At 72.4% G+C, this 25489-nt stretch carries 24 protein-coding genes and 1 pseudogene; 13 read left to right on the top strand and 12 right to left on the bottom strand.

The genetic code is table 11. From position 1 onward, the window contains the following. The first annotated feature begins 4 nt into the window (after positions 1-4). The 6 genes from tgmB (at position 5) to CRP52_RS24640 (ending at position 5885) form a co-directional block, all read left to right on the top strand. On the top strand, positions 5-952 hold the full coding sequence (gene tgmB / locus CRP52_RS24660; protein ID WP_257032834.1) for an ATP-grasp ribosomal peptide maturase: 948 nt from the start codon (positions 5-7) through the stop codon (positions 950-952). Then, positions 945-2150: an ATP-grasp peptide maturase system methyltransferase gene (gene tgmC, locus CRP52_RS24655; protein WP_097238385.1), complete on the top strand. Its 1206-nt coding sequence runs from the start codon at positions 945-947 to the stop codon at positions 2148-2150. Before tgmB ends, tgmC begins: the two co-directional genes overlap by 8 nt. Positions 2151-2156: 6 nt before the next feature. Next, on the top strand, positions 2157-2261 hold the full coding sequence (locus tag CRP52_RS40870; RefSeq protein WP_373560572.1) for a DUF6879 family protein: 105 nt from the start codon (positions 2157-2159) through the stop codon (positions 2259-2261). Between the two features lie 225 nt (positions 2262-2486). Then, positions 2487-3200, top strand: coding sequence for a class I SAM-dependent methyltransferase (locus CRP52_RS24650; protein ID WP_097238384.1), 714 nt, complete (start codon positions 2487-2489; stop codon positions 3198-3200). A gap of 36 nt (positions 3201-3236) precedes the next feature. Continuing rightward, entirely contained in the window at positions 3237-4496 is a 1260-nt protein-coding gene (locus CRP52_RS24645; RefSeq protein WP_097238383.1) for an alpha/beta hydrolase, read from the top strand. A 627-nt stretch (positions 4497-5123) separates the two neighbouring features. Further along, a complete protein-coding gene (locus tag CRP52_RS24640) occupies positions 5124-5885 on the top strand; it encodes a hypothetical protein (RefSeq protein ID WP_143685820.1) in 762 nt (253 codons plus the stop codon). 219 nt (positions 5886-6104) lie between these two features. Here the strand turns inward: CRP52_RS24640 and CRP52_RS24635 are convergent, their stop codons facing one another. The 3 genes from CRP52_RS24635 to CRP52_RS24625 all read right to left on the bottom strand — a co-directional run bounded on the left by CRP52_RS24635 (position 6105) and on the right by CRP52_RS24625 (position 8444). After that, a complete protein-coding gene (locus tag CRP52_RS24635) occupies positions 6105-6662 on the bottom strand; it encodes a hypothetical protein (protein ID WP_218893111.1) in 558 nt (185 codons plus the stop codon). Between the two features lie 163 nt (positions 6663-6825). Next, on the bottom strand, positions 6826-7389 hold the full coding sequence (locus tag CRP52_RS24630) for a GNAT family N-acetyltransferase (protein WP_097238381.1): 564 nt from the start codon (positions 7387-7389) through the stop codon (positions 6826-6828). 146 nt (positions 7390-7535) lie between these two features. After that, on the bottom strand, positions 7536-8444 hold the full coding sequence (locus CRP52_RS24625; protein WP_097238380.1) for a LysR family transcriptional regulator: 909 nt from the start codon (positions 8442-8444) through the stop codon (positions 7536-7538). Between the two features lie 70 nt (positions 8445-8514). On the opposite strand from CRP52_RS24625, the gene CRP52_RS24620 reads away from it, so the two are divergent. Continuing rightward, complete coding sequence (locus tag CRP52_RS24620) at positions 8515-9348, top strand: CTP synthase C-terminal region-related (seleno)protein (protein ID WP_097238379.1); 834 nt, start codon at positions 8515-8517, stop codon at positions 9346-9348. Positions 9349-9367: 19 nt separating this feature from the next. On the opposite strand, the gene CRP52_RS24615 is transcribed toward CRP52_RS24620, so the two are convergent. The 3 genes from CRP52_RS24615 to CRP52_RS24605 form a co-directional block, all read right to left on the bottom strand. Beyond that, the gene (locus tag CRP52_RS24615) at positions 9368-9979 is read right to left on the bottom strand and encodes a GNAT family N-acetyltransferase (protein ID WP_097238378.1); all 612 of its coding nucleotides are present in this window, start codon (positions 9977-9979) and stop codon (positions 9368-9370) included. 253 nt (positions 9980-10232) lie between these two features. Continuing rightward, complete coding sequence (gene coaE / locus CRP52_RS24610) at positions 10233-10841, bottom strand: dephospho-CoA kinase (RefSeq protein WP_097238377.1); 609 nt, start codon at positions 10839-10841, stop codon at positions 10233-10235. Between the two features lie 100 nt (positions 10842-10941). Continuing rightward, positions 10942-11592: an MBL fold metallo-hydrolase gene (locus CRP52_RS24605; RefSeq protein WP_097238376.1), complete on the bottom strand. Its 651-nt coding sequence runs from the start codon at positions 11590-11592 to the stop codon at positions 10942-10944. Positions 11593-11654: 62 nt separating this feature from the next. On the opposite strand from CRP52_RS24605, the gene CRP52_RS24600 reads away from it, so the two are divergent. Together CRP52_RS24600 and zapE are read left to right on the top strand one after the other, a co-directional pair. Continuing rightward, a complete protein-coding gene (locus tag CRP52_RS24600) occupies positions 11655-12086 on the top strand; it encodes a MarR family winged helix-turn-helix transcriptional regulator (RefSeq protein ID WP_097238375.1) in 432 nt (143 codons plus the stop codon). 91 nt (positions 12087-12177) lie between these two features. Further along, positions 12178-13296, top strand: coding sequence for a cell division protein ZapE (zapE, locus tag CRP52_RS24595; RefSeq protein ID WP_257032833.1), 1119 nt, complete (start codon positions 12178-12180; stop codon positions 13294-13296). Here the strand turns inward: zapE and CRP52_RS24590 are convergent. Both CRP52_RS24590 and rpsA read right to left on the bottom strand, forming a co-directional pair. Further along, positions 13293-15629: an MMPL family transporter gene (locus CRP52_RS24590; protein ID WP_097238373.1), complete on the bottom strand. Its 2337-nt coding sequence runs from the start codon at positions 15627-15629 to the stop codon at positions 13293-13295. The two genes, zapE and CRP52_RS24590, sit on opposite strands and share 4 nt — an antisense overlap. 195 nt (positions 15630-15824) lie before the next feature. Continuing rightward, a complete protein-coding gene (gene rpsA, locus CRP52_RS24585) occupies positions 15825-17315 on the bottom strand; it encodes a 30S ribosomal protein S1 (RefSeq protein WP_030061640.1) in 1491 nt (496 codons plus the stop codon). A gap of 415 nt (positions 17316-17730) precedes the next feature. On the opposite strand from rpsA, the gene CRP52_RS24580 reads away from it, so the two are divergent. Next, positions 17731-18621, top strand: a complete 891-nt coding sequence (locus CRP52_RS24580) for a class I SAM-dependent methyltransferase (protein WP_097238372.1) — start codon at positions 17731-17733, stop codon at positions 18619-18621. After that, complete coding sequence (gene hrpB, locus CRP52_RS24575; protein ID WP_373560519.1) at positions 18618-21128, top strand: ATP-dependent helicase HrpB; 2511 nt, start codon at positions 18618-18620, stop codon at positions 21126-21128. Before CRP52_RS24580 ends, hrpB begins: the two co-directional genes overlap by 4 nt. 1 nt (position 21129) lies before the next feature. Here the strand turns inward: hrpB and CRP52_RS38455 are convergent, their stop codons facing one another. Both CRP52_RS38455 and CRP52_RS24565 read right to left on the bottom strand, forming a co-directional pair. Next, entirely contained in the window at positions 21130-21279 is a 150-nt protein-coding gene (locus CRP52_RS38455; protein ID WP_179852909.1) for a hypothetical protein, read from the bottom strand. A gap of 119 nt (positions 21280-21398) precedes the next feature. After that, complete coding sequence (locus tag CRP52_RS24565; protein WP_097238369.1) at positions 21399-21866, bottom strand: NUDIX domain-containing protein; 468 nt, start codon at positions 21864-21866, stop codon at positions 21399-21401. Positions 21867-21932: 66 nt separating this feature from the next. Here CRP52_RS24565 and CRP52_RS40865 point away from each other — a divergent pair. Beyond that, positions 21933-22089: pseudogene (locus tag CRP52_RS40865) on the top strand (ATP-dependent helicase C-terminal domain-containing protein); the annotation flags it as partial. A gap of 59 nt (positions 22090-22148) precedes the next feature. Here the strand turns inward: CRP52_RS40865 and CRP52_RS24555 are convergent. After that, positions 22149-22688 carry a GNAT family N-acetyltransferase gene (locus CRP52_RS24555; protein WP_257032832.1) on the bottom strand — a complete coding sequence of 180 codons (540 nt, stop codon included), beginning with the start codon at positions 22686-22688 and terminating at the stop codon, positions 22149-22151. Positions 22689-22698: 10 nt separating this feature from the next. After that, a complete protein-coding gene (locus tag CRP52_RS24550) occupies positions 22699-23937 on the bottom strand; it encodes a hypothetical protein (protein WP_143685819.1) in 1239 nt (412 codons plus the stop codon). 506 nt (positions 23938-24443) lie between these two features. On the opposite strand from CRP52_RS24550, the gene CRP52_RS24545 reads away from it, so the two are divergent. Beyond that, positions 24444-24875: an ATP-binding protein gene (locus CRP52_RS24545; RefSeq protein WP_097238367.1), complete on the top strand. Its 432-nt coding sequence runs from the start codon at positions 24444-24446 to the stop codon at positions 24873-24875. Positions 24876-25489: the final 614 nt, after the last annotated feature.

Raw genomic sequence — 25489 nt, 5'->3', positions numbered from 1 at the left:
CGAGGTGACGGAATCCGACGGCGAGGCGGTGCTGGTTCTCACGAACCGCCTCGACTCCACTGCGGATCTGGTGGTCGAGCACCTGAACGACCGGGGCGTCCCGGTGTTCCGCTGCGACACCGCCGAGTTCCCGACCGAACTCACCCTGGCGGCGACCCTGGAGGACCAGTGGGCTGGAGTGCTCGACAACGGGTACCGCACGCTCGACCTGTCCCGGGTCCGTTCGGTCTACTTCCGCAGGCCCGAGGAGTTCCGGCTTCCTGACGGCATGTCCGAGGCTGGACGGCGGTTCGCCGCCGCCCAGTCCCGGGCGGGGTTCGTCGGTGTCGCCGTTGCTCTTCCCTGCCTGTGGATCAACCACCCTGCGCGGGACCTGGATGCCAACCACAAACCGTGGCAACTCGCCGCTGCCCGGCGCCTGGGACTGAATCCGCCGCGCAGCATCATCACCAACGACCCTGCAGCGGGCCGGAATTTCGCCGCCGCCCTCGGCGGCGCCCCGGTCATCACCAAGAGCCTCGGCGCGCCTGTGGACACCGTGGTCATCGACCCCGCCGATCTGGACGACTCGGTGCGGCTGTGCGCCCACCTCTTCCAGGAGTGGATCGACAAGGCGCACGAGGTCCGGCTGACCGTGGTCGGCGACCGCTTCTTCCCCGTCGAGATCCACGCCGGGTCGGAGGCCGCCCGCATCGACTGGCGCACCGACTACAGGAGCCTCACCTACCGGCCGACGGCCGTCCCCGACCAGGTGCGCGAGCGCGTGTCTGCGTTCATGCGCGAGTTCGGACTCGTCTTCGGGGCCTTCGACTTCATCGTGACCCCGACCGGGGAATGGCGGTTCCTCGAAGTGAACCCCAACGGCCAGTGGTCGTGGATCGAGCACAGGACCGGCGTGCCCATCGCGCGCGCCATCGCGGATCTTCTGGAGAAGGGCCACACACATGCCTGACCCCCTGAGCGGGACCGACGAAACGGCGCACGGCCTGCGCGTCCGTCTCGCCGAGGAGCTGACGCGCGACGGCTCGCTGCGCAGCCCGCAGTGGCGGGAGGCGGTCCTTGCGGTGCCCCGCCACGTCTTCCTACCGGCGTTCTTCACCGCCGAGGACGGCCCGGACGGCATCACCCGCTACACCGTCGTCCACCGCGACACCGACGCCTCGCGGTGGCTACAACTGGCCTACGAGAACACCACCTGGGTCACCCAGCTCGACCACGGCGCCACCCCGCCGAACGGGAACCCCTCCACCGGTACTCCCACCAGCTCCTCCACCCTCCCCGGCGTCGTCGTCCGGATGCTCGAAGACCTCGACGTCCCCGACAGCGCGAACGTGCTCGAAGTCGGCACCGGCACCGGCTACTCCACCGCCCTGCTCTGCGCCCGGCTCGGCGACCGGTACGTGACCAGCGTCGAACACGATGCCGCCCTGTCCGCCGCAGACGGCGAACGGCTCGCTTCCCTCGGCCACCACCCCCGCCTGATCGTCGGCGACGGCGCCAAGGGCAGCCCGGAGAACGGGCCGTACGACCGGATCATCGCGACGTACTCGCCTGACCACGTCCCGGCCCCGTGGCTGGCCCAGGCACGCCCCGGCGCGATCATCCTGGCGTCGCTGGTCGGCAGCCTGGACGCGTACGGCTACCTGAAACTGCGCGTCGGCGAAGGCGGCGACGGCGGCGTGGCACAGGGCCGCTTCATCGACTCCGAGGTCTCGTTCATGCTCTCCCGCGAGACCCGCCGGCCCCCGATCGGCCCTCTCATGCGTGCTGCCGTCCGAGCCCGCACCGACGCCCCCGGCCTCGACACGACCGTCCATCCCGACACCCTCGCCGACCCGTCGTTCCTGTGGAGCGCCCAGATCGCCCTCCCCGGCACGACCCGCCTGCGCCTGACGGCCGACGACGTCACCGGCCAGTGGTTCCTCCACCCCGACGGCTCCTGGGCGGTACTGGAGAGCCGGCCCGACGGCACCAGGCGCGCATTCCAGGGCGGCCCGCGCGCCCTCTGGTCCGAGCTGGAGGCGGCAGCCACGGCGTGGGTCTCCAACGGCCGTCCGGGACTGGAGCGTTACGGCCTCACGGTGACCCCGGAGACGAACACGGTCTGGCTGGACACCCCCGACAACCCCATCGGCATTCTCGGGCCGTGACCACCCATCGGACACGAAGTCACCACTGACCCCGGGACCGTAAGGCTCTGCGGCTCGGCGTTCGAGGCCGTCTGGGAGCGCGCCGTGCCGCACGACCGGTACAACGTCTGACCCCGCCGGGCTCCTTGGTCGAAACGTTATGTCGCAACCCCCTCCCGGCCATCCCCTCGCCGTGCAGGAACGGCCCTTCCCGGCCCGTGAGAGGGGCGGGGTCGCTCACCACCCCGGACCCGAATGACCCGTGCCCGCCACCGCGCTCGGGGGCTCAACAGCCCACCCTGCAGCGGGTTTTCGAGCCATCGCACTCGCCCCCCAAGCCCGCCTACGCTCGGTCCCATGAACCGCACCATCCGCACCACCGAGGACGTCCTCGTCCTGCTCGACGGCCTCTTCCCTCCCCCCGCACCCTTCTGGGACCGCTTCTACGCGGACCGCTCCGCCGACCGCCCCTTCTTCGCGCCGAAGCCGGACGAGAACCTGGTCTCCTACCTCGACCGCGATCTGCTTCGGCCGGGCCGCGCCCTCGACCTCGGCTGCGGCCCCGGCCGGAACGCGATCCACCTGGCGGCCGCCGGCTTCGAGGTCGACGCCGTCGACCTCTCCTCCACCGCCGTCGCCTGGGCCGAGGAGCGCGCCCGTGAGGCCGGCGCGAGCGCCAACCTGCGCTTCCACCGGGCGAGCATCTTCGACGCCGAACTCCCCCACCCCCAATACGACTTGGTCTACGACTCCGGCTGCCTGCATCACCTCCCGCCGCACCGCCGGGTCAGCTACCTCGCCCTCCTCGACCGCCTCCTCGCACCGAACGGCCACTTCGCCGTCACCGCCTTCGCCGCCGGGGCGATGGGCTCCGAGCGGCCGGACGAGGAGCTGTACCGACTCGGCGCACTGGAAGGCGGGCTCGCCTACAGCCCGGACGAACTCCGGTCTATTTTCCGTGACTTCATGCCGCTGGAGATCCGCCCGATGGTCGCCCACAGCCCGAGCTCGGCCCGCTTCGGCGTCCCCTTCCTGCTCACAGCGCTCTTCCAGCGTCCTCCCAGCCTCTAATCGCCCTCTCATCTCCCGCGCCTAGCCTCCGGCCGTATGAACGTCTCCCTGCTCGACGGCTGGTTCCCCTGGACGGTCCAGGCCGCGGCCTTCGCGCTGCTCCTGGGCACGGTGATCCGGCGGGACCGGGCCTGGCAACGCAAGTGGGGCCCGATCGCGCTGGGGACGGCGCTGGCGGTCACGGTCGTCGTGGCAGTGGCCGTGGTGGCGCTGAGCGGGATCACCGATCCGATCCCGTTCGGGGTGTGGCTGTGGGGCGGGGTGGCGGTCGCGGCGTTGTGCGTGCTGGGGTTCGGCTGGCGGGGCGCGCGGTGGTGGCGGCGGGTGCTGGTGGCGCCGACCGTGCTGCTGGCGCTGTTCGCCGCCGCGAACAGCGTGAACATCGCCACCGGCTACTACCCGACCCTGGGCGACGCGGTCGGCGAGCTCAGCGGGGAGCCGCTGCCGGAGCAGGTCACCCTCGCCGAGCTCGCCTCGATCCACGGCAAGACCAGGACCGGCCGCAACGTGCAGGTCGACATACCGGACACCGCCAGCGGCTTCGCCCACCGCCAGGAGCTGGTCTACCTGCCGCCCGCGTGGTTCCGCAGCCAGAGCCGACCCAAGCTGCCGGTGCTGGAGATGATCGGCGGCGAGTTCGCGGCACCGGACAACTGGATCCGGTCCGGCAATGCGGTGCGGACGGCCGACGAGTTCGCCGCCAAGCACAACGGCTTCGCCCCGATCCTGGTCTTCGCGGACGCCACCGGCGGCTTCCGGGTGGACACCGAGTGCGTGGACGGCCCGCACGGCAACTCCGAGGCCCACCTGGTCAAGGACATCCCGCCGTTCGTCCAGAAGACCTTCAACGCCGCCACCGACCCGCACAAATGGGGTGTGGCCGGCTGGTCGATGGGCGGCACCTGCGCCTTCGACCTCACCGTCGAACACCCGGGCGTCTTCACCCACTTCGGGGACTTCTCCGGCGACAAGGGCCCGTACATCGGTGACAAGGAGCACACCGTCCAGGAGCTGTACGGCGGCGACGCAGCGGCCTGGGCGGCCCACGACCCGCTGACCGTACTCGCCCACCACCCCCGGTACCAGGGCGTCTCCGGGTACTTCGGCCAGGGCGACGAGGAGCACGGCCAGATCGAGTCCGCCAAGGCCCTGGACGCGGCCGCCCGCAAGGACGGCATCCGTACGGTCACCGCCGTCGGCTCCGGCAAGCACACCTGGCAGACCGGCGCCGAGACCTTCGCCCAGGCCCTGCCCTGGCTGGCCCAGCAACTCGGCGTCCCGGGGACGCACGCATAACGCCCCGCCGTCCGCAACCCGCATCCCGCAGTCCGCAACCCGCAACTCCGCCCCGCCAGTTAGCATGTCCACGCCGTGTCTACGCCGTGTCCACGCCGAGGTACCGCCACCCCGCCCGCCCGGGGGAAAGCCTTGGTGTCGGCAACCACCCGCACCCCGCCCGCCCGCACCGCCGGGAGCACCGTACGGACCCGTAGCAGGCGCCCCAGCCAAGCGAATTGACCCCTCCGGACGGCGCGCAGGCGCGGTCGCACGCCGCCGGAACCCCCGCACGCCGCCCATAGCTCCCGACGTGCCCGCACACATGTTCCCCACCAGCCCCCTGCAACCCGCCCCGCCGCGCGAGCATCCGCCGGAATCCCGCTTTGCTCCCGACCGTCCGGTGGCATAAGTTTCGACCGCCGTCGACGCAGCACCGGCTCTGACCACCCCTCATATCCGAGGAGGGCGGCGCAGCCAGGAGCCGGACGGCCGCACGACAACGGGGGAGGAACAGCCATGCCGAGTGCCCGCGACCACGCGGTGACCGGGCGGCGAGGACGGACGGACGGTACCGCGCACCCGCGGCCCGCGCCCGGAGCGCGACCGACCCCCGCCCACGCCACCGGACACCTGAGGAATCGTCAGTTGCGCAGCACCCGAATGGTCACCGCCGCCGCAGCCCTCGTCTGCCTGGGCGCGCTGAGCGCCTGCGGACCGGACAATGACGGGGGCCAGGACGCCGGCAAGACCGCCGCGCCCGCCCCCTCCGCCACCGCCGCCCCGGCCGGCAGCCCTGGCGGCACCGCCACCGGCGCACCCGCCACGGGCGGCACCGGCGGGGCTGCCAAGGCCATCCCGGCCAAGGCCTGGATGGACACCAAGAGCATCCCGATGGACGAGGCCTACCACTACGCTCCGCTGGCGGCCAACGCCAAGCCGGGCACCGGCCCGATCCAGTTCAAGGGCATGGAGCTGTGTCACGCGGCCGTCGCCAAGGACGACGAGTGGATGTTCGCCGGCACCGCGTCCGCCAAGGCCTCGGTCGGCTTCGGCGGCGACCGCTGGACGGCCCAGCAGGCCCTGCTGTTCGAGGGTGACCCGACCCACAGCAGCGGCACCAAGCAGACCACCAACCTGACGTACGGCCGCCTGACGGACGCCCTCAAGGGCTGCGCCAAGACCGCGCCCGGCGCGACCGTCAAGGTCAACAGCGCCGAGGACGCGCCGTACTTCGCCGCCGTCCTGACCGTCCCGCAGGCCGACGGAACCACCGTCACCCTGCACGAGTACGCGGTCACCGACGGCGGCACGGTCAGCGAGCTGTCCGTCTGGGCCACCACCAAGGCCGGCGCCCAGCCCAAGGACGCCTGGAAGGCCCCGAGGACAAGTACGTCGGCACCGGCATGACGGCGCCGATGTGCGAGGCCCTGCCGGGCTGCGACGGGCACTGACCCTACGGCGGGCGCTGGCCCACAGCGGGCACTGACCCACAGCGGGCACCGTACGTACGGGCGCCCGCACCACCCCACAGACGGCCGTCCGGCCCGTCCGGCACAGGGGACCGGACGGGCCGGACGGCTCATTCACGCCCGCTCTCGGAGCGCCTGCCTCACAGCCCCGGGAGCGTCACAGCCCCAGCACGCTGAGCGCCGTGGTCCAGTCGCTCGCGATGGCGCTGCGGGCGTCGTCCAGGCTCACCCGGCCGCCGCACACCGCGTTCTTGAGCTTGGTCTCGACGGAGTCCTTGCTCTGCGCCGGCTGGTTGCCGTAGCGCGGCTCGGGCCACAGGTTGGCCGGGTCGCGCGGGGCGCCGCCGAGCTCCAGCGGGACGAGGTGGTCCTCCTCGTAGTCGGCGGTGCTGGTGTCCGCGTAGCCGTACTGCGCGATCTGCTGCACCTTCAGCTTGTTGGTGTAGCTGGTCGACGGGCGGACGGTGGCGGTCCAGCCGGAGACGCAGATGGTCTGCCCGATGGTGTCCTGGGTGACGTCCGGGTTGTACGCACCGGGGGTGCAGTCCGGGTCGGGCAGCGGCAGGTACGCCTGCGAACAACTCGCCGTGAGCGTACGGGAGTTCGCGGTCGTGGCAGAGGTTCTGGCGGCCGCGTGCGCGGTGCCGGCGGCGAGCCCGGCGGCGGCGAGGGCGGCCGCCGTGGCGACGACGGTCAGACGGTGACGGAGCATCATGGGGAAGTCTCCTGGGCCGGCCCGGCCTCTCGCCGGGCGACTGTGCTCATGACAGCACCGTGCGCGCGACGACCGTCAGACCCAGGACGTGAACGCCTGGTGATCCCCGTCTTCACAACCGCCGCCCAGGGGCCCGCCTCTGGCCCCCGGGACCCCTGCGCGGTCAGTCCCGCCACACCGCCAGCTCGACCTCCCGGCCCGTCCCGGCGCCCGGCACGGCCAGCACCACACCGGAGTGCTCGAAGCCGGCCTTGACGTACAGCGCCTCGGCCCGGACGTTGTCCTCGTGGACGAACAGCCGCACCCGCCGGATCCGGGGTTCGGTGAGCGACCACGACCACTCCCGGGCGGCCCGGAGCAGGTCCTGCGCCAGCCCGGTGCCCCGCGCCTCGGGCCGGACGTAGACCGCGATGACGTGCGTCTGCTCGACCTCGACGACGTCACCCTCCAGGGCCCCCGGCCCGCCGGGGTGCTCGACCCGCGCGTTGACCGTGCCGAGCCAGCGCCCGTCCGCGTCCTCGCCGACGAACTGCGCCATGGCGGAGCCCGCCGCGGCCGTCGCGGTGCGGTCCTGCCAGAACTCGTCGGGCCTGGCGGCCGCCTGCTCGTGCGTCTCCAGGAAGGCGATCGCCGCGACCGGGTCCAGCAGGGCGTCCAGCCGGATCTCCTTGGCTCGACGCCACTCCTCGGCCCGTACCCGTCTGATGGTGATGTCGCTGCTGCTCATGGCGTGATCGTTTCATCGCTCCCGGCGGCCCCCGCAACCGAATTTCCCATCGCCGAGCCGCCGAGCTCGGCCCAGCACCCCGAGCACCGCCGAACAGCCCCGAGCACCGCCGAGCAGCGCCCTGCACCGCCGAGCACCCCCACCGATCAGGCCGGAAGCGCCCGAGCCCCCTCCAGCAGCCGCGCCAGCAGCGCCGCCGGCCCCTCCGGCAGGCTCCCGTGGACGAGCTCGGTGCGGTGCACCAGCCGGGGCGCGGCGATCGGCGCGCACGCGACGCCGGGCACGGCGGAGAGCACCGGTTCGGGAAGCAGCGTGAGCCCGTGCCCGGCGGCGACCAGGGCGAGCAGCCCGTACAGGTCGGTGCCCTGGTAGCGGGTCGCGGGCCGGAAGCCGTCGACGCCCGCGGCCGCGCGCAGCCGGGCGACCGGCGGGGCCAGGTCGGGGGCGTCCAGCCAGCGGGCGGCGGAGAGGTCGGCCAGCGCGAGGCCGGCGCGGCCGGCCAGCGGGTGGCCGACGGGCAGGGCGACGGCGATCGGCCGCTCGTCCACCGCGACGGTGCGCAGCGGGCCGACCTCGGGCAGCGGCAGCGGGTCGCTGGGCGCGGCGAGGCCGTCGACCAGGGCGAGGTCGACCTCGCCGGTGGCGACCTGCGCGGGGAGCACGTCCTGGGCGAGCACCCGGACCACCGGTTGCGTCCTCGGGTACGCCCGGCGCACTTCGCCGAGTACGCGCCCCAGGGTCGCCCCGACCGCCAGCGGGGTGGCGCCGAGCACCAGCCGGGCACTCGGTGCACCGGCCAGGCGCGCGACGTCGGCGCGCGCCGCCTCCAGTCGGACCAGCAGCGGCGCGGCGTGCTCCAGCAGCCGCCGCCCGGCCTCGGTCGGGCCGACCGGGCGGCGCACCAGCAGGGCGGTGCCGAGGTCGGCCTCCAGCGCGGCGATCTGCTGCGAGACGGCGGACTGGGTGTAGCCGAGGTCCCGCGCCGCGTCCGAGAAGGAGGCGAGGCGGGCGACGGTGACGAAGGTGCGCAGCTGCTGCGGATCCACGGCGGTCATCAACCGATCTGATCGAGGCTTAAGAAATCATCGTTGGCGCTGATCTCGGGTGCGGGGTCAGGATAGCCGCATGACCTACCTGACCCCGCGGATCGCCCTGGTCGGCGACCGCTCCCCGGCCGTCCGCTCGCACGCCCGCATCCCCGGGCTGCTCGACGCCCTCGCCGAGCACGACCGGCTCGTCCTGGACGCCTACTGGATCCCGACCGGGGACGCCGGGGCACCGGGCGCCCTGGACGGCTTCGACGCGGTCTGGCTGCTCCCCGGCAGCCCGTACCGCAGCGAGGCGGGCGCCCTCGCCGCCGTCCGGACCGCCCGCGAGGGCCGCATCCCCTTCCTCGGCACCTGCGCCGGGTTCCAGCACGCGGTGCTGGAGTACGCCCACAACGTCTGCGGGCTGGCCGACGCCGTCCACGGCGAGGAGCACCCCGACCGGGAGCACCAGGTGATCGCCCCGCTGAGCTGCTCGCTGGTCGGCCACGAGGGCGCCGTCACGGTCACCCCGGGCACCCTTGCCGAGCGCGTCCTCGGCACCACCCACACCCTGGAGCGCTACCACTGCGCGTACGGCCTGAACACCGCCTACCTGGACCGGCTGCGCGCGCACGGCCTGCGGTTCAGCGGCGCGGACGGCTCGGGCGACGTACGGATCCTGGAGCTGTCCGAGCAGGACCACCCCTTCTTCCTCGCCTCGCTGTTCCAGCCCGAGCTCTCCGGCGACGGCACCCGGGCGCACGCCATGATCCGCGCCTTCGCCACCGCCGCCACGGCCCACGCGGACGCGAACGGACCGACCGTCAACCCCACCTCGTACGGACCGGCCTCGTACGGACCCACCGACACCGGCACCGACACCGGCACCGGCGCCGCCACCGACCCGGACGCCTACGCGCCGATCGCCTGACCTGGGGCGGGCCCCGCCCTCACATCGGCAGCGACCGCAGCCGCACCGGCCCCTCCGGCCACCCGGCTCCCGCCGCCAGCGCCGTCCACATGGTGCGCAGCGGCATCACCGCCAGCCGGCCCTGCGGCTGCTCCACCGTCACCTCCTCCGCCACCTCCCGGAAGCCGAGCCCCCGGTAGAACGCGGCCAGCGGCGGACGGCAGAACAGCAGCGCGTGCCGGTGGCCGAGCGCACGGGCGTGGTCGAGAGCGGCCCCGACCACGGCCTGCGCGAGGCCGCCGCCGCGCCGGTCGGGGGCGACGCAGACTCCGCCGACGCCCATCACCGTCAGGTCGGTGCCGCCCGCGGTGAGCGGCAGCGGCAGCAGCCCGGTGTGGGCGACGAGCCGGCCGCCGGCGGCCCGGATGCCGAAGTGGATCTCCTTGGGCAGGAAGGTCAGCCCGGTGTACGCGACCCCGTACGGGTCGTCCCCGGGGCCCAGGACCTCCTCCTGCTCGGCGCGGGTGTACTGCGCCAGCCGCTCAACGGCCGGCCGCCCGGCCAGGTACGGCGGCTCGGCCAGGTGCGGCGGCGCGGGCAGCTGCGGCGGCTCGGCCTGGTGCGGCGGCGCGGGCGAGAAACGATCATCCATCCCGCCATGCTCCCCCGCACCCCAGGCCTCCCGACAGCCCCTTCCCGGCCACTCGGTCCGAAGGTCATCCCGGCCACACCCCGGTGCGGAACCATGCCTCTCCTGCGGCACCCTGTACGCCGGACCGACCCCCGAGGGCGGCTTCGCCGTCCACGCCCGCCTACCGCTGGGCGGCGCCGCGTAGGACCGGCCCCAGGTCCGGTCAGGCCCGAGCCCGCGTCAGGCCAAGCCCCCCGTCAGACCCAAGTCCCCCTCAGGCCGAGGCCCGCGCCGCCCGCGCCGCCAGCTCCGCCCAGACCTCGTCCACCCGGGCCGACAGCTCGGCCAACTCCCCGCCGTTGTCGATCACCAGGTCGGCGATCGCCAGCCGGTCCGCCCGCGAGGCCTGCGCGGCCATCCGGGCCCGGGCCTCCTCCTCGGCCATCCCGCGCAGCCGTACCAGCCGGTCGACCCGCACCTCGTCGGCCGCGTCGACCACCACGATCAGGTCGAACAGCGGCGCCAGCCCGTTCTCGGCCAGCAGCGGCACGTCGTGCACCACGACCGCGTCCGGCGCGGCGGCCGCCTCCAGTTCGGCGGAACGGTCCCGCACCAGCGGGTGGACGATGGCGTTCAGCGCCTTCAGCCGCTCCGGGTCGGCGAACACGATCGCCCCGAGGGCGGGCCGGTCCAGCGTGCCGTCCTCCCGCAGCACCTGCGGGCCGAACTCGGCGACGACGGCGGCCAGACCGGCCGTGCCGGGGGCGACCACCTCGCGGGCGATCACGTCGGAGTCCACGATCACCGCGCCGTGCGCGGCGAACAGCCGGGACACCTCGCTCTTGCCCGCGCCGATGCCACCCGTCAGTCCGATCTTCAGCATGGCGTCAGGCTACCGGCGCGGCCCCGCGGGCGTCAGCCCCGGCCCCGCCCCCGCCGCCCCGCCCCGCCCCCGGCACCCGGGCCCCGACACCCGGGCCCCGTCAGCCCACCTCCAGGCTCTCGCCCTCCCCCAGCACGGTCAGCCCTGCGCCGGTGCCCGGCCCGTCCGGCCCGAGCAGCCGGGTGGCCACCATGTGCCCGATCGGGCTGAGCGTCGCCTCGTGGACCGGCACCGCCACTCGCGGGCCCGCCTCCCGGACGTAGTCGACCACCTCGCCGGCCTTGCTCCACGGCGCCGCGAGCGGCAGCAGCAGGGTGTCGACGGCGTGCGGCGGCACGGTGAACGCGTCGCCGGGGTGGAAGAGGCGGCCGTCGAAGAGGAAGCCGATGTTCTTGACGAGCGGGATGTCCGCGTGGATCTCCGCGTGCCACTCGCCGTGCACCGACACCGCCAGCCCGCCGGGCCCGCCGAGCTCGAAGGCGTCGCCCTCGCCGACCGCCGAGACCCGCTGCGCCACGCCGTCCAGCTGGGCGGCGACGGCGCTGTTGGTCCACACCCGCAGCGCCGGGTCGGCCTCCAGCGCGGCGCGCAGCCGGGACTCCTCGAAGTGGTCCATGTGCTCGTGGGTGATCAGGACGGCGTCCGCCCCGGTCAGAGCGGCGGGGTCGGTGAAGGCCCCGGGGTCGACGACGACGGTGGTGTCGCCGTGCTCGATGCGTACGCAGGCGTGTCCGAACTTGGTGATTCGCATGCCGGAAACTCTACAGCATTGCTGTACAGCAATGCTGTAGATATTCCGGATAGACTGCTCCCATGCCCAGCGAAGCCCCGCACCCGGACACCCTGGAACTCGCCGCCGACCTGCGCGCCGCCCTCGGCAGCCTGGTCCGCGCCCTGCGCGACAGCGACGACCTGCCGCCGAACCAGGCCGCCGTGCTCGGCCTGCTGGTCCGCGACGAGCGCTCCTACACCGTCGCCGAACTCGCCGACCTCCGGCGCGTCCGCCACCAGTCGATGGCCCGCACCGTCGCCCTGATGACCGAGGCCGGCCTGGTCGCCCAACAGCCCCACCCCACCGACGGCCGCAAGCAGCTCATCGCCGTCACCGAGGCCGGCCACACCGCCCTGCTCGACCAGCGCGCCCGCCGCGAACACCACATCGCCACCGCCATCGAGGCCCGCCTGTCCACCGAGGAGCGGCAGCAGCTGCGCACCGTCGTCGGCCTCCTCGACCGCCTGCGCTGACCTGCAGCCTGCGAACTCCCTGCACGCCTGCGCTGACCTGCGAACTCCCCACCCGGGGCACGCCCCTGACCTCCTGCTAGGGTCCGACGACGTGACGGACAGGGCGGAGCAGCAGGACCGGGCCATGCGCGGGCACTTCCACCACGCCGCCCAGCAGCGCGGGTTCACCCTCAGCCAGGCCCAGCACGCGGCGGTCGACCGGCTCGGCCGGCTCGCGGGCGAACTGGCCCGCTCCGCCTGGCGGTTGCGCCGCCCGCCGCGCCACCTCTACCTCTGGGGCCCGGTCGGCCGCGGCAAGAGCTGGCTGGTCGACACCTTCCTCGACGGCCTGGCCACCCCGCACAAGCGCCGCCTGCACTTCCACGACTTCTTCCGCCGGCTGCACGAATCCGTCGCCCAGCCCTCCGCTGCCCAGCAGGACACCGGCGACAAGCACCAGGGCGCAGCCGTCGACCGCGCCGTGGACGAGCTGCTCGACGGCTGCCGGATCCTGGTCTTCGACGAGTTCCACGCCCACGACGCCGGCGACGCGATGCTCGTCGCCCGCCTCTTCCGCACCCTGCTGGAACGCCGGATCACCCTGGTCACCACGTCCAACTACCCGCCCACCGGCCTGATGCCCGACCCGCTGTACCACCACCTCTTCGAGCCGACGATCGCGCTCATCGAGGAACGGATGGACGTCCTCGACGTCTCCGGCCCGGTCGACTTCCGCCGCGAGCCCCGCCGCCAGGAGGTGTCCCAGCGCTTCGCCACCGGCGCCCTGCTGCGCCCCGGCCAGGAGGCGGCGGCCGGTCTGACCCCGCCCGGCCCCGGGGAGGCCGCCCCAGTGGCCGTCCACCACCGCGACCTGCCCGCCCGCGCCGTCCGCGACGACCTGGTCTGGTTCGGCTTCGAGGAGCTGTGCGAGGGCCGCACCGCCGTCCCCGACTACCTCGCGCTCGCCGAGCGCTTCCCCACCCTCGTCCTGGCCGACGTCCCCGCGCTGGTCGCCGCCACCAGGGACGCCCGCCAGCGCTTCGCCAACCTGGTGGACGTCTGCTGCGACCGTGACGTCCGCCTGGTCCTGATCGGCACCGACCCGATGACCGGCCTGGCCCCCGGCTCCCCGATCCAGCGCGACCTGGACCGCACCGCCAGCCGCCTCGCCCTGCTCCGCCACCCCGCGGCGGCGAGCGCCGCGGCGGAGAGCGCCGCGGCAACCGGCTAGGTCTCCGACCCGACCAGGTCCTTCACCGCCGGCCGCTGCGCCGGGATCGCCGCCGAGGAGGGTAGCGACGCCGCCGCCTGCCCGATCTCCGGCAGCTCGACGTGCTCGCTCAGCCCGAAGCGCCGGTGCAGCCGCTTGAGCGGCGCGGGCGCCCACCAGTTGAACTCGCCGAACAGGCTCATCGCCGCCGGCACCAGCAGGCACCGCACCAGGGTGGCGTCCACCGCGACGGCGACGGCCAGGGCGATGCCCATCTGCTTGACCATGAGCATGTCCCCGAGCGCGAACCCGGCGAAGACGATCACCATCAGCAGCGCCGCCGAGGTGATGATCCGACCGCTGCGCTGGACGCCCAGCTCCACCGCCCTGGTACAGCTGTACCCACGCGAGTGCAGCTCCTTGATCCGGGCGAGCAGGAACACCTCGTAGTCCATCGACAGCCCGAAGGCGAAGGCGAAGACCAGCACCGGGATGAAGGTCTCCAGCCCGCCGGTCGGGCTGAAGCCGAGCAGCCCGCTGAACCACCCGTCCTGGAACACCAGGGTCAGCGCGCCGAGCGAGGCGCCCAGCGAGAGCAGGTTCATCAGCAGCGCCTTGACCGGCATCACCACCGAGCCGGTCATCAGGAACAGCAGCACCAGCGTCCCGGCCGCGACCAGGCCCAGCGCCCACGGCCCGCGCGACAGCAGCTCCTGCCGGAAGTCCACCACCGAGGCCGCGCCACCGGTGACGTAGGTCTTCAGCCCGCCGCGGTCGGCCCGCAGCTCCTCGACCACGTGCTTGGCCTGCCCGCCCTGCGGGTCCCCGTGCACCAGGACGTCGATCGTCGAGACGCCGGCGCTCACCGGGCTCACCGCCCGCACCCCGCTCACTCCGGGCAGCTTGGCGACCACGTCGTCCGCGTACGCCTGCGCCACCGAGGCACCGCCCTCGACCACCACCGTGATCGGCGCGGCCGCGACGTCCGGGAAGCGCTGGTCGATGGTGTCGGCGACCTGCCGCCCGGCCGAGGAGGTGGGCAGCACGGCGGCGCCGGAGTTGCGCATGTCGGCGTGCAGGAAGGGTGCCCCGGCCGCCATCAGCACGGCGACGCAGGCGAGCGCGACGAGCACCGCCCGCTTGCGGACCCGGCGGACGGTGCGGCTGAAGAAGCCCTCGTCGGGTACCGGCGCGGTGGGCGCCTTGATCCGCGAGCCGGCGAAGCCGAGCAGCGCGGGGATCAGGGTCAGCGCGGCGGCGACGGCGATCACCACCACGCTCACCCCGGCGGCTGCGACCGCTCCCAGTACCGGGCTGGTGAAGACGAACAGGCCGGACAGGGCGACGGCGACGGTCAGTCCGGAGAAGGCCACGGTGCGCCCGGCGGTCGCGGCGGTCCGTTCGACGGCGGCGGCGATGTCCGCGCCGTGGCCGCGCTCCTCGCGGAAACGGTTCACCATGAGCAGCGCGTAGTCGATCGAGAGTCCGAGCCCCAGGACGGTGGCGATCGGCAGCACGCTGGTGTCGATGTCCATGATCCGGCTGAATCCGAACATGGCCAGCAGTGCCCCGCCCACCGAGGCGACGGCGCCGATCACCGGCAGCGAGGCCGCCGCGAGCCCGCCGAACACCAGCACCATGACGACCAGGGTGAGCGGCAGCGTCACCATCTCGCCGAAGCGGGTGTCCTGCTCGGTCTGCTTCTTGACCTCCTGCTGCAGCACCAGGTCACCGCCGACGGTGACGTGGGCGCCGCCCGCTCCGTTCAGCGCGGCCAGCCGCTGGGTGACGGCGTCGGTCTGGCCGGAGGTGGCGGTGTCGGCCATCCGTACGGTGACCAGGCTCGCCGTCCCGTCGGCGGAGCGCAGCGCGGCCGAGGCCGGGCCGGAGCCGTACCCGTCGAGGGCGGAGGAGACCCCGGGCAGGCCCGCGATCTCCGCGGTGGCCTTCTGGACGGCGGCCCTGACGGCCGGGTCGTCCACCGGCTTCCCGTCGCCCGGCTTCCCGGCCGCCGGCTTTCCGTCGCCCGGCTTCCCGCCCACCGGCTTTCCGTCCGCCGGCTTTCCGTCCGCCTGCTGTCCGTCCACCGCCTTCTCGTCCACCACCGCGGTGACGGTGCCCGCCGACGGGTCGGCCGCGGCGACCACCGCGCTGCCCCGGTCGGCCTCGGCGCTGGCGGAGGAGGCCCCGGCCACCGAGCCCGCGAAGACCCGGCCGCCGATCAGGACGCCGACGACCAGGACGGCGGCCCAGAAGCCGAGCACCCAGCGGCGGTGCCGGAAGCAGAACCGGCCGAGGGCCGCGAGCCGGCCGCCGACCACGGCGGCGGGAACGGCGGAGGAGGGTTTGCGCATGAAGGAGCCTTTCGGGCAGCTCCACTCAATGTAGGTGCAACCCGAACTCCGGCCTATAGAAGGACAATGAGCCTCATCTCACACTTTCCTTCACATAAACCACACATAAGTCAAAGCGGAAAACGAAATGGGCCCCACCCGGAAATTCCGGGTGGGGCCCACCGTCTAGCTATCGGCTAGCGGGAAGCGAGAGCCTCAGCTCTGGCCGCCGGCCAGCTTCTCGCGCAGGGCGGCCAGGGCCTCGTCGGAGGCCAGGGCGCCCGAGCCCTCGTCGCTGCTGGACGAGTAGGAACCACCGGCGGCAGCGGCGACGGCGTCGCCACCCTCCTCGGCGGCCTGGGCGTCGGCCTCGCGGCTCTTGATGACCTGGGCCTGGTGCTGCTCGAAGCGGGCCTGCGCCTCGGCGTACTGGCGCTCCCACTCCTCGCGCTGCTTCTCGAAGCCGGGCAGCCAGTCGTTCGCCTCGGGGTCGAAGCCCTCCGGGTAGATGTAGTTGCCCTGGTCGTCGTACGAGGCGGCCATGCCGTACAGGGTCGGGTCGAACTCGACCTCGGCCGGGTTGGCACCCAGGGCCTCGTTGGCCTGCTTCAGCGACAGGCTGATGCGGCGACGCTCCAGGTCGATGTCGATGACCTTGACGAAGATCTCGTCGCCGACCTGGACGACCTGCTCCGGGATCTCGACGTGGCGCTCGGCCAGCTCGGAGATGTGGACCAGACCCTCGATGCCCTCGTCCACGCGGACGAACGCACCGAACGGAACCAGCTTGGTGACCTTACCCGGAACGACCTGGCCGATCTGGTGGGTACGGGCGAACTGCTGCCACGGGTCCTCCTGGGTCGCCTTCAGCGACAGGGAGACGCGCTCGCGGTCCATGTCCACGTCGAGAACCTCGACGGTGACCTCCTGGCCGACCTCGACGACCTCGGACGGGTGGTCGATGTGCTTCCAGGACAGCTCGGAGACGTGCACCAGGCCGTCGACGCCACCCAGGTCCACGAAGGCACCGAAGTTGACGATCGAGGAGACGACGCCGGAGCGCACCTGGCCCTTCTGGAGGGTGGTGAGGAAGGTCTGGCGGACCTCGCTCTGGGTCTGCTCCAGCCAGGCACGGCGGGACAGGACCACGTTGTTGCGGTTCTTGTCCAGCTCGATGATCTTGGCTTCGAGCTCCTTGCCCACGTAGGGCTGGAGGTCGCGGACGCGGCGCATCTCGACGAGCGAGGCCGGGAGGAAGCCACGGAGGCCGATGTCGAGGATGAGACCACCCTTGACGACCTCGATGACGGTACCGGTGACGATGCCGTCCTCTTCCTTGATCTTCTCGATCGTGCCCCAGGCACGCTCGTACTGAGCGCGCTTCTTGGACAGGATGAGACGACCCTCCTTGTCCTCCTTCTGGAGAACCAGGGCCTCGATGTTGTCACCGACGGCGACGACCTCGTGCGGGTCAACGTCGTGCTTGATCGAGAGCTCGCGGGACGGGATGACGCCCTCGGTCTTGTAACCGATGTCGAGGAGGACCTCGTCACGGTCGACCTTCACGATGACGCCCTCGACGATGTCGCCATCGTTGAAGTACTTGATGGTCTCGTCGATGGCGGCGAGGAAGGCCTCCGCGTCGCCGATGTCGTTGACCGCGACCTGCGGGGTGGTGCTGAGGGAGGAGTCGGTGGGGCTCGTCATTAGGAAAAGGGCTCCGGTACGGACATGAAAGTCGTAGGTAATGCCACGCGGAGGGCCCGTATCGCTCCCACCGAAAGCCGGACAGCCAAGAACACGGCACACCGACGGTTCCCGCACAGCGAGAAAATCGGCGTCCGTCTTGCGACCGTGGGGTCTTCGACAGATGCGAGCGCGACCTGCTCCGTCCGAGGCGCGCAGGCCCGCAGCGCAACTTGTAGCATACGGGGACGGCCAGGCACGGTCAACGCCAGAAGAGGCAAGACGGTGGAGCCCGGTACGGATCAGGCCATATCCTCCGATTGCGCACCTCGCGGTGGCGCCCGAAGGGGCCCTTCCCCGGATGCCACCGCCAGGATCCGGACCCTTCGACGGGCCGGTTCGCGGCAGCGGCGCTTCCGCACCCACACCCTACGCGATGGGCATTATCACCGTGGCCACCACCCCCCAGTCCGACGTGCACGATCTTGACCCCGACGGCCGTGATCTTGTAGAAGCCGGTGACGACGGCGACGGCGACGACGCGGTACGACGCGACGCCGGCACCGGGGAGAGCAGCCGCGCCAGCCGGCACTGGTGGGACCGCAACGCCGACGAATACCAGGACGAGCACGGCGAGTTCCTCGGCGACGACCGCTTCACCTGGTGCCCCGAGGGCCTGGACGAGGCCGACGCCCGACTGCTCGGCGAGGTCGCCGGCAAGGACGTCCTGGAGATCGGCGCCGGCGCCGCCCAGTGCTCGCGCTGGCTGGCCGGCCGCGGCGCCCGCCCCGTCGCCCTGGACATCTCCTTCCGCCAGCTCCAGCACTCCCGCCGGATCGACCTCGGCCGCGGCACCACCCCCGTCCCGGTCGTCCAGGCCGACGCCGCGGTGCTGCCCTTCGCCGACGCCTCCTTCGACCTCGCCTGCTCCGCCTACGGCGCCGTCCCGTTCAGCGCCGACACCGTCGCCCTGATGCGCGAGGTGCACCGGGTGCTGCGCCCCGGCGGGCGCTGGGTGTTCTCGGTGACCCACCCGATCCGCTGGGCCTTCCCCGACGAGCCCGGCGTCGAGGGCCTGACCGCGATGTCCTCCTACTTCGACCGCACCCCGTACGTCGAGCAGGACGAACAGGGCAACGCCACCTACGTCGAGCACCACCGCACCCTCGGCGACCGGGTCCGCGAACTCGTCGCCGCCGGCTTCCGGCTGCTCGACCTGGTCGAACCCGAATGGCCGGCCGGCCTGGAGCAGGAGTGGGGCGGCTGGTCCCCGCTGCGCGGACGGCTGATCCCCGGCACCGCGATCTTCGTCGCGGAGCGTTCGTGAACCCTGCGTGGCGCGAGCTGCCCGTCCGCACCGCCCTGCCCGCCCTGCACGAAGCGCTGGCCGGGCACGGCACCGCCGTCCTCGCCGCGCCGCCCGGCACCGGAAAGACGACGCTGGTGCCGCTCGCCCTGGCCGGGCTGCTCACCGCCGAGGGGCCGGTCCGCCGGGTGCTGGTCGCCGAACCGCGCCGGCTCGCCGTCCGGGCCGCCGCCCGGCGGATGGCCTGGCTGCTCGGCTCCGCCGTGGGCCGCGAGGTCGGGTACACCGTGCGCGGGGACCGGCGCGTCGGGCCGGAGACCGTGGTCGAGGTGGTCACCACCGGCGTGCTGCTGCAACGCCTCCAGCGCGACCAGGAACTGCCGGGCGTGGACGTGGTCGTCCTGGACGAGTGCCACGAACGGCACCTGGACGCCGACACCGCGCTCGCCTTCCTCCTCGACGTCCGGTCGACGCTGCGGCCCGAACTGCGGCTGGTCTGCGCCTCGGCCACCTCCGACACCGAAGCCTGGGCCGAACTCCTCGGCGGCGCACCGGTGGTGGAGGCGCACGGGGTCTCCCACCCGGTGGACGTGGTCTGGGCGCCACCGCCCCGCGCCGTCCGGCCCGCGCACGGCACCCGGGTCGACCCGGCGCTGCTCGACCACGTCGCCGCCGTCGTACGGCGGGCGCTGGGCGAGCGGGAGGGGGACGTGCTCTGCTTCCTGCCGGGCGTCGGCGAAATCGCGCGCGTGGCAGGGCAGTTGAGCGGCGCTCCGGCCGACGTCCTGCAACTCCACGGCCGCGCCCCGCAGCCCGTCCAGGACGCCGCCCTCACACCTGCTGAGGGCCGCCGCGTCGTCCTCGCCACCGCCGTCGCCGAGTCCTCGCTCACCGTTCCGGGCGTACGCATCGTGGTCGACGCCGGCCTCGCCCGCGAACCCCGCACCGACCACGCCCGGGGCCTCGCCGCCCTGGTCACCGTCCGCGCCTCCCTCGCCGCCGCCCGCCAGCGCGCAGGGCGTGCAGGGCGCGAGGCACCCGGCACCGTCTACCGCTGCTGGCACGAAGCCGAGGACGCCCGCGCCGCGCGCTTCCCGACGCCCGAGATCGCCCTCGCCGACCTCACGTCGTTCGCCCTCCAGGCTTCCTGCTGGGGCGACCCGGACGCCACCGGCCTCGCCCTGCCCGACGCCCCGCCCTCCGGGGCGATGGCCGCCGCCCGGCAGACCCTGCAGGCCCTCGGCGCCGTCGACCCCGACGGCCGCGCCACGCCGCGCGGCATCCGCCTCGCCCGTACGGGGCTGCACCCGCGCCTCGCCCGCGCCCTCGTCGACGGCGCCCCCGCCGTCGGCGCCCGCAGAGCCGCCGAACTAGTCGCCCTACTCTCCGAGGAACCGCCGCGGGCGCTGGGCGACGACCTCGGCGCGGTCTGGCGTACGGTCCGCTCCTCCAGCGACCCGTACGCGTCGCGCTGGCGCGAGGAAGTCCGCCGCCTGCTCCGCGCCACCTCCGACGAACCCGCCACCGACCTCCCCGATAGGGCCGCCGCCGGCCTCGTCGTCGCCCTCGCCTTCCCCGAACGCATCGCCCGCGCCCGGGTGGAGAAGCCCGCCCCTGGCGAGCGCAGCCCGTACCTGATGGCCTCGGGGACCGCTGCCGAACTTGCCCCCGGCACCCGGCTCGGCGCACTGCCCTGGCTCGCCGTAGCCGTCGCCGACCGCCCGGCAGGCTCCCACTCCGCCCGCATCCTGCACGCCGCGGCGCTGGACGAGCCCACCGCCCTGCTCGCCGGTGCCTCGCTGCTCACCGCCCGCGAGGAGGTCCACTGGGACACCCGCCGCGGCGAGGTCGTCTCCCGTCAGGTGGAGTCCCTGGGCGCCATCGAGCTGTCCTCATCCCCGTTGGACCGCCCCGACCGGCCCCTCGTCCGAGCCGCCCTCCTGGACGGCCTCACCCGCGAGGGCATCAGCACCCTGCTCACGTTCCCGTCCAACCTGCGTGAACGCCTCGCCTTCCTCCACACCGCCATCGGCGCCCCGTGGCCCGACGTCTCGGACGAGGCGCTGCTCGCCCACGCCGACGAATGGCTGGAACCCGAACTCTCCCGCGCCCGCCGCCGCACCGACCTCGCGAGGATCGACACCACATCGGCCCTCCAGCGTCTCCTCCCCTGGGCGAGCGGCGAGGCAGGCCGCCTGGACGAGTTGGCCCCCGAACGCATCACGGTGCCGTCCGGCTCCAAGATCCGCATCGACTACACCACCGAACGCCCAGTCCTGGCCGTCAAGTTGCAAGAACTCTTCGGCTGGACCAGCACCCCAACCCTCGCCGGAGGCCGCATCCCGCTGACCATCCACCTGCTCTCCCCCGCCGGCCGCCCCGCCGCCGTCACCGGTGATCTGGAGAGCTTCTGGCGCGACGGCTACCGAGCCGTCCGAGCGGATCTCAGGGGCCGCTACCCCCGCCACCCCTGGCCCGAAGACCCGACCACCGCCGAGCCCACCCGCCGCACCAACACCCGGAAATAGGTCAGTCGCGTCGATCCGGCCGGATCGCGGAGAAGAGGACGAGTGCCAAGATCATGGTGGTGAAGATGATCAGGAACTCGCGGAACCCCTCGGAGCTGGTAGGCAGCCACCCCTGCACCAGCCCGACCAGCAGCACGATGTCGAGCACCACCGCTATTGCGTACCCCGGCCGCTTCATCATCGCCTCCCCTGGCGGTTCCCATTCGAACCGTACTCCACCCAGGGCGAACTCCGGGAGTCCCAGCCGTATTTGACGACACGTGGAGCTGCCTAGCGGACCACGGGGATCGCCCCGGAGCGCCAGTCCGCCAGCCGCCTGCGGATACTCGGCAGCATCGGCAGCCCGTCCGTTTCGGCCGGGGTGAACCAGGCCACCTCGTGGGACTCGTCGGACACCCGCAGTTCCCCGCCGAGCGGGCGCCCGAGGAGGCAGATGGAGAACTCCTGGCGGACCTCACCGTCGTCGTACGCGAAGACGTGGCGGGGATCGGTGTAGGTGCCGACGATCCCGGTGATCTCGACATCGATGCCGGTCTCCTCGCGCGTCTCGCGGATGCCGCAACCGGCGAGCGCTTCACCGATGTCCATCTTGCCGCCGGGCAGGGCCCACATCCCGTTGTCGGTGCGGCGCTGGAGGAGCACACGGCCCGCCTCGTCGACCACGACCACGGACGCGGCCGGGACCAGCGAGTTCGCCTCGGGGGCGTTGGGGTCATCCTCGCAGTCGCGCCTGGGCATGATCCACCACCTCCGCTGCCGGGGTCGCCAGACATTCCTACGGGCGACCGTCATGAGCCCGGACACTCCCCCGCCGGCCGCCCCGCCGCCATCACCGGCGATCTGGAAGGCTTCTGGCAGAACGGCTACCACGCCGTCCGCGCAGACCTGAGGGGCCGCTACCCTCCACCCCTGGCCCGAAGACCCGACCACGGCCGAGCCCACGAAGCGCACCGACGACCGGAAGCAGCAAGAGAAGACCCCGCTACCCGTCTGTGGGTCGTGGGGTCTCGGGCTGCTCACTTATCGGAGATCTCGGACCATGCACCGGTACACCGGGGCACCGTCCCAGGACGGCGTCATGTCGCCCACGTTCCGGTAGCCCAAGGCCTCGTACAGCTTCACAGCTGCCTCGGCCTCCGGTCGAACCGCCAGGGTGATCCGATCAGCCTCGATGTCTTCGAGCACGGCCGCATGCAGGTCTCGTCCGAGCCCACGACGGCGATACCCGGGGGCGACCGCGATCTCCCGAATCACGAACGTACGACGCCCGTCCTCCCGCACGAATTCGGAATCCAAGCCGAGACTGTCCCACCAACGGCTGTCCGACTGGAGGAGCACCCCGAACGCGAATCCCACCAGGCCGCCGGATCGCGCGAGAACCAGCCGGAAGCCAGGCACCGTCCGGAACCTGTCGTAGCCCTCCAGGAAGTCGGCCAGGTCGCGCGGGCCCTCGAAGTAGGGCGGCTCCGCAAACACCTGCTCGTAGAGCGGGGCAATCTCGTCCAGCAACCGGGCAGCGCTCTCGGCGTCAGTCACAGTCTCGAAGACGGGCTTCTCCACGGTGCTCCTTCTACGCAATCAAGTGGGCAGTGCTGGCGGCGGCGAGAGCGGGGTTCAGGGCCTGAAGATGGGAGTGCGCCTCCTGCATCGATGTCCGCGCCCGGCCCGACGAGACCTCGGTCAGCAGCACGGCCCCCGACGCGATTTCATGAGCGGCTTCCTCCGCCTCCCCCGCCTGTGCGAGAGCCCCGGCCAGGTTGAAGCGCACAAGCGCCTCATTCCGCGCGTAGCTGGACTCCTGACTCCCGAGCGATCGCCTCAGCCATTCAACAGCTGCTTTGTGATGCCCGGCTTCGGTGAACAAGGACGCCTGTGCAAGCGCGAGTTCCGCAGGCCCATGGAAGACGGCCCAGTCGGGTACCGGCCGCGCTCCCCGCTCCTGCTCGTAGCTACGAGTAGCCCGCGCGAGGGTCGAGCGCGCGTTGACGTGGTCACCGAGCATCGCCAGCGCTCGCGCCTCCCTCGTCATCAGGATCGAGACCAGCGAGGGGGGAGCCCACGCCTGGGCTCTATCCTGAGCACGACGAGTGAGTTCAAGGGCTTGCGCCGGCTCACGTTCGCGAAGGTTCATCAGTGCCATTGAGGCCAGCACAACCACGGCGAGCGAGTCATCCTGCAACTCTTCCGCACGCACCAGGGCATGATGCCAGTACGTCCGGGCGCGGTCGTTGTCACCGGCATCAAAGGCCAGCCACGCAACGTGCTCCGCTGTCTCCCCGGCAATCAACCGAAGCTGCCTGCCGATCGTGCTGGGGTAGCTGCTCGTGGCGATAAGCCGCTCGGCACGGGCCAGATGGGCCTGTGCCAGCGGACCGACAGTGGCACCGCCGAACCGATCGTCCAGGCCGTAGAGGGAAGCGAGACCGGCTCTCAGATCCATGACCGTCTCGGTGCCGATTCGAGGTGTGGGGACGGCAGCGGAAACAGCAGCACCACCGGCCAAAGCGAGGAACGATCGGCGGTTCACGTCTTCCAACTCCGCTCGTGGTGTCGGTGGGATTCCTGATCTGCGGTGGTCTGGGACGGTGAAGCCAGCCTGCTCCAGCGGGATGCCTAGCATGCCTTCGAGAACGCGCTGGCGTCCCGGCTGCGGGCACGGCGGCAAAGGCTGCCGCCAGCGGTGGAACTGGCGATCACTCACCTCCTCGTTCTCGCCCAGCTTGCGTGCAGTTGCCGCGTACACCTGCCTGAATCGCGCAGGGCCACTCCAGCCGAACTCAGCGCACAGGCGCGTGAATTGTGTCTCCACATTGCAGACGGTAACTCGCCGACCGCTACCCGCGCAGACCTCGCTTCACAAAAAAGTCCGTCGAAAAGTCCGCCCCTCACCCGCCATCGATCTTGCGGCAGCGGTCAACTGGTGATCGGCCATCCGGCGTGACGATCGAACTACCATCCGTCACATTGTGCTGTGTGGCACTCATTGGGCTATGCCGCCGGCCGTTCCTGCGGCCAGCTCACGAGCTCGCCAGTTACCTCCGCATCCGCCGAGGCGAACCGAAAGGAGTGCATGACATGGACGAGAAGAACGGCACCAACAGCGGGTCCGGTGACCACAACGGCGACAAGCCGAAGTCCGAGTAACTCACACCGCTGACAGCCACCCGCGTTCCGCCAGGCCAAAGACCGGGTGGCCCTTGTGGCAGCCCACGCCGCGTCCCCAGTCGGCGAGGGCTGCCACCTCAACCCCTGACGTACCGCGCAGGCCAGTCGCGGCATTCCGACCATCCCTTTCCGCCCCTGAGGAAATTCGCCATGCTCAAAGTCTGTTGCCGCCCCCGTACGTTCGCCGCGCGGCTCGACTCCTGCATCGAATCCACGCCCGTCGCGCGGCACTTGCTCCGGGCGTACCTCTCGGCGCTCCCCGCCGGCGACCGCTACGCCGACACCGCCGAACTGCTCCTCGGCGAGCTGTTCGCCAACGCCGTCCAGTACTGCGACGCGCCCGACGACCGCCACATCGAGATCCGCTTCGCCGTCACCAACGGGCTTCTGCGCCTCGAAGTCCACGACGCGGGCAGCGGCCGCCCGTCCCTGCGCACCGTCACCCCCGACGACGAGCACGGACGCGGGCTCTTCCTCGTCAACGAGCTCTCCGCGCACTGGGGTTGCTGCCCCCGCGCGGGCGGCATCGGCAAGTACGTCTGGGCCCTCATCGCGCCCACCCCCACCATCGCCGCCGCCTGAACAGGACCCGCACCCATGCGACTCGCCCTCACCGCCCGGCACCTGTTCGACACCGGCGCCACCCCCGCCCAGGCCTACGCCACCCTCGCCCGCCGCACCCACGCACCCCTGCGCTCCGCCCGCGCCGTCTGCACCGCCCTCGGCATCCCCGCCACCGAAACCACCCGCCGCCTGAACGACTGCCACGACGCCCTGCTCGCCAACCCCCGCCCGAACTCCGAAGCCGACACCGGCGAACTCCTCGAAGCCCTCGGCGTCTTCGACATCCCCAAACCCCTCACCCCCACCGAACTCGCCGTCATCGACCTCTTCCTCACCGCCGTCGACGCCATGGGCGGCATCCGCCCCGGCCACCAGCACGGCCTCCACCGCTGGTTCACCACCGGCAACCTCACCACCGCCTACCTCTCCCTCACCGCCGCCCACCCCATCCCCCGCACCGGCAACCCCACCCTCTACTGGACCACCCTCATCCAGGCCGGCGAACTCCTCACCACCACCCCAACCCCGACACCCGCCTCAAACACGCCCTCCACCGCTGCCGCACCCACGCCACCCAAACGGCCAGCCCGTAAGCGCAGGAAGTCGACCCCGCCGACTTCCTGCGCACCACC

The sequence above is a fragment of the Streptomyces sp. 1331.2 genome (assembly GCF_900199205.1).
Taxonomy (GTDB): domain Bacteria; phylum Actinomycetota; class Actinomycetes; order Streptomycetales; family Streptomycetaceae; genus Kitasatospora.
Note: the sequence above shows the minus strand (reverse complement) of the source record. Positions and strands in the feature narration are given on the sequence as shown.

Bases quoted from the DNA above. Each gene is read 5' to 3' on its own strand.
- tgmC (WP_097238385.1), top strand. From the start codon at position 945: ATGCCTGACCCCCTGAGCGGGACCGACGAAACGGCGCACGGCCTGCGC.
- CRP52_RS24650 (WP_097238384.1), top strand. From the start codon at position 2,487: ATGAACCGCACCATCCGCACCACCGAGGACGTCCTCGTCCTGCTCGAC.
- CRP52_RS24645 (WP_097238383.1), top strand. From the start codon at position 3,237: ATGAACGTCTCCCTGCTCGACGGCTGGTTCCCCTGGACGGTCCAGGCC.
- CRP52_RS24635 (WP_218893111.1), bottom strand. From the start codon at position 6,662: ATGATGCTCCGTCACCGTCTGACCGTCGTCGCCACGGCGGCCGCCCTC.
- CRP52_RS24630 (WP_097238381.1), bottom strand. From the start codon at position 7,389: ATGAGCAGCAGCGACATCACCATCAGACGGGTACGGGCCGAGGAGTGG.
- CRP52_RS24625 (WP_097238380.1), bottom strand. From the start codon at position 8,444: ATGACCGCCGTGGATCCGCAGCAGCTGCGCACCTTCGTCACCGTCGCC.
- CRP52_RS24620 (WP_097238379.1), top strand. From the start codon at position 8,515: ATGACCTACCTGACCCCGCGGATCGCCCTGGTCGGCGACCGCTCCCCG.
- CRP52_RS24615 (WP_097238378.1), bottom strand. From the start codon at position 9,979: ATGGATGATCGTTTCTCGCCCGCGCCGCCGCACCAGGCCGAGCCGCCG.
- coaE (WP_097238377.1), bottom strand. From the start codon at position 10,841: ATGCTGAAGATCGGACTGACGGGTGGCATCGGCGCGGGCAAGAGCGAG.
- CRP52_RS24605 (WP_097238376.1), bottom strand. From the start codon at position 11,592: ATGCGAATCACCAAGTTCGGACACGCCTGCGTACGCATCGAGCACGGC.
- CRP52_RS24600 (WP_097238375.1), top strand. From the start codon at position 11,655: ATGCCCAGCGAAGCCCCGCACCCGGACACCCTGGAACTCGCCGCCGAC.
- CRP52_RS24590 (WP_097238373.1), bottom strand. From the start codon at position 15,629: ATGCGCAAACCCTCCTCCGCCGTTCCCGCCGCCGTGGTCGGCGGCCGG.
- rpsA (WP_030061640.1), bottom strand. From the start codon at position 17,315: ATGACGAGCCCCACCGACTCCTCCCTCAGCACCACCCCGCAGGTCGCG.
- CRP52_RS24580 (WP_097238372.1), top strand. From the start codon at position 17,731: ATGGGCATTATCACCGTGGCCACCACCCCCCAGTCCGACGTGCACGAT.
- CRP52_RS24565 (WP_097238369.1), bottom strand. From the start codon at position 21,866: ATGCCCAGGCGCGACTGCGAGGATGACCCCAACGCCCCCGAGGCGAAC.
- CRP52_RS24545 (WP_097238367.1), top strand. From the start codon at position 24,444: ATGCTCAAAGTCTGTTGCCGCCCCCGTACGTTCGCCGCGCGGCTCGAC.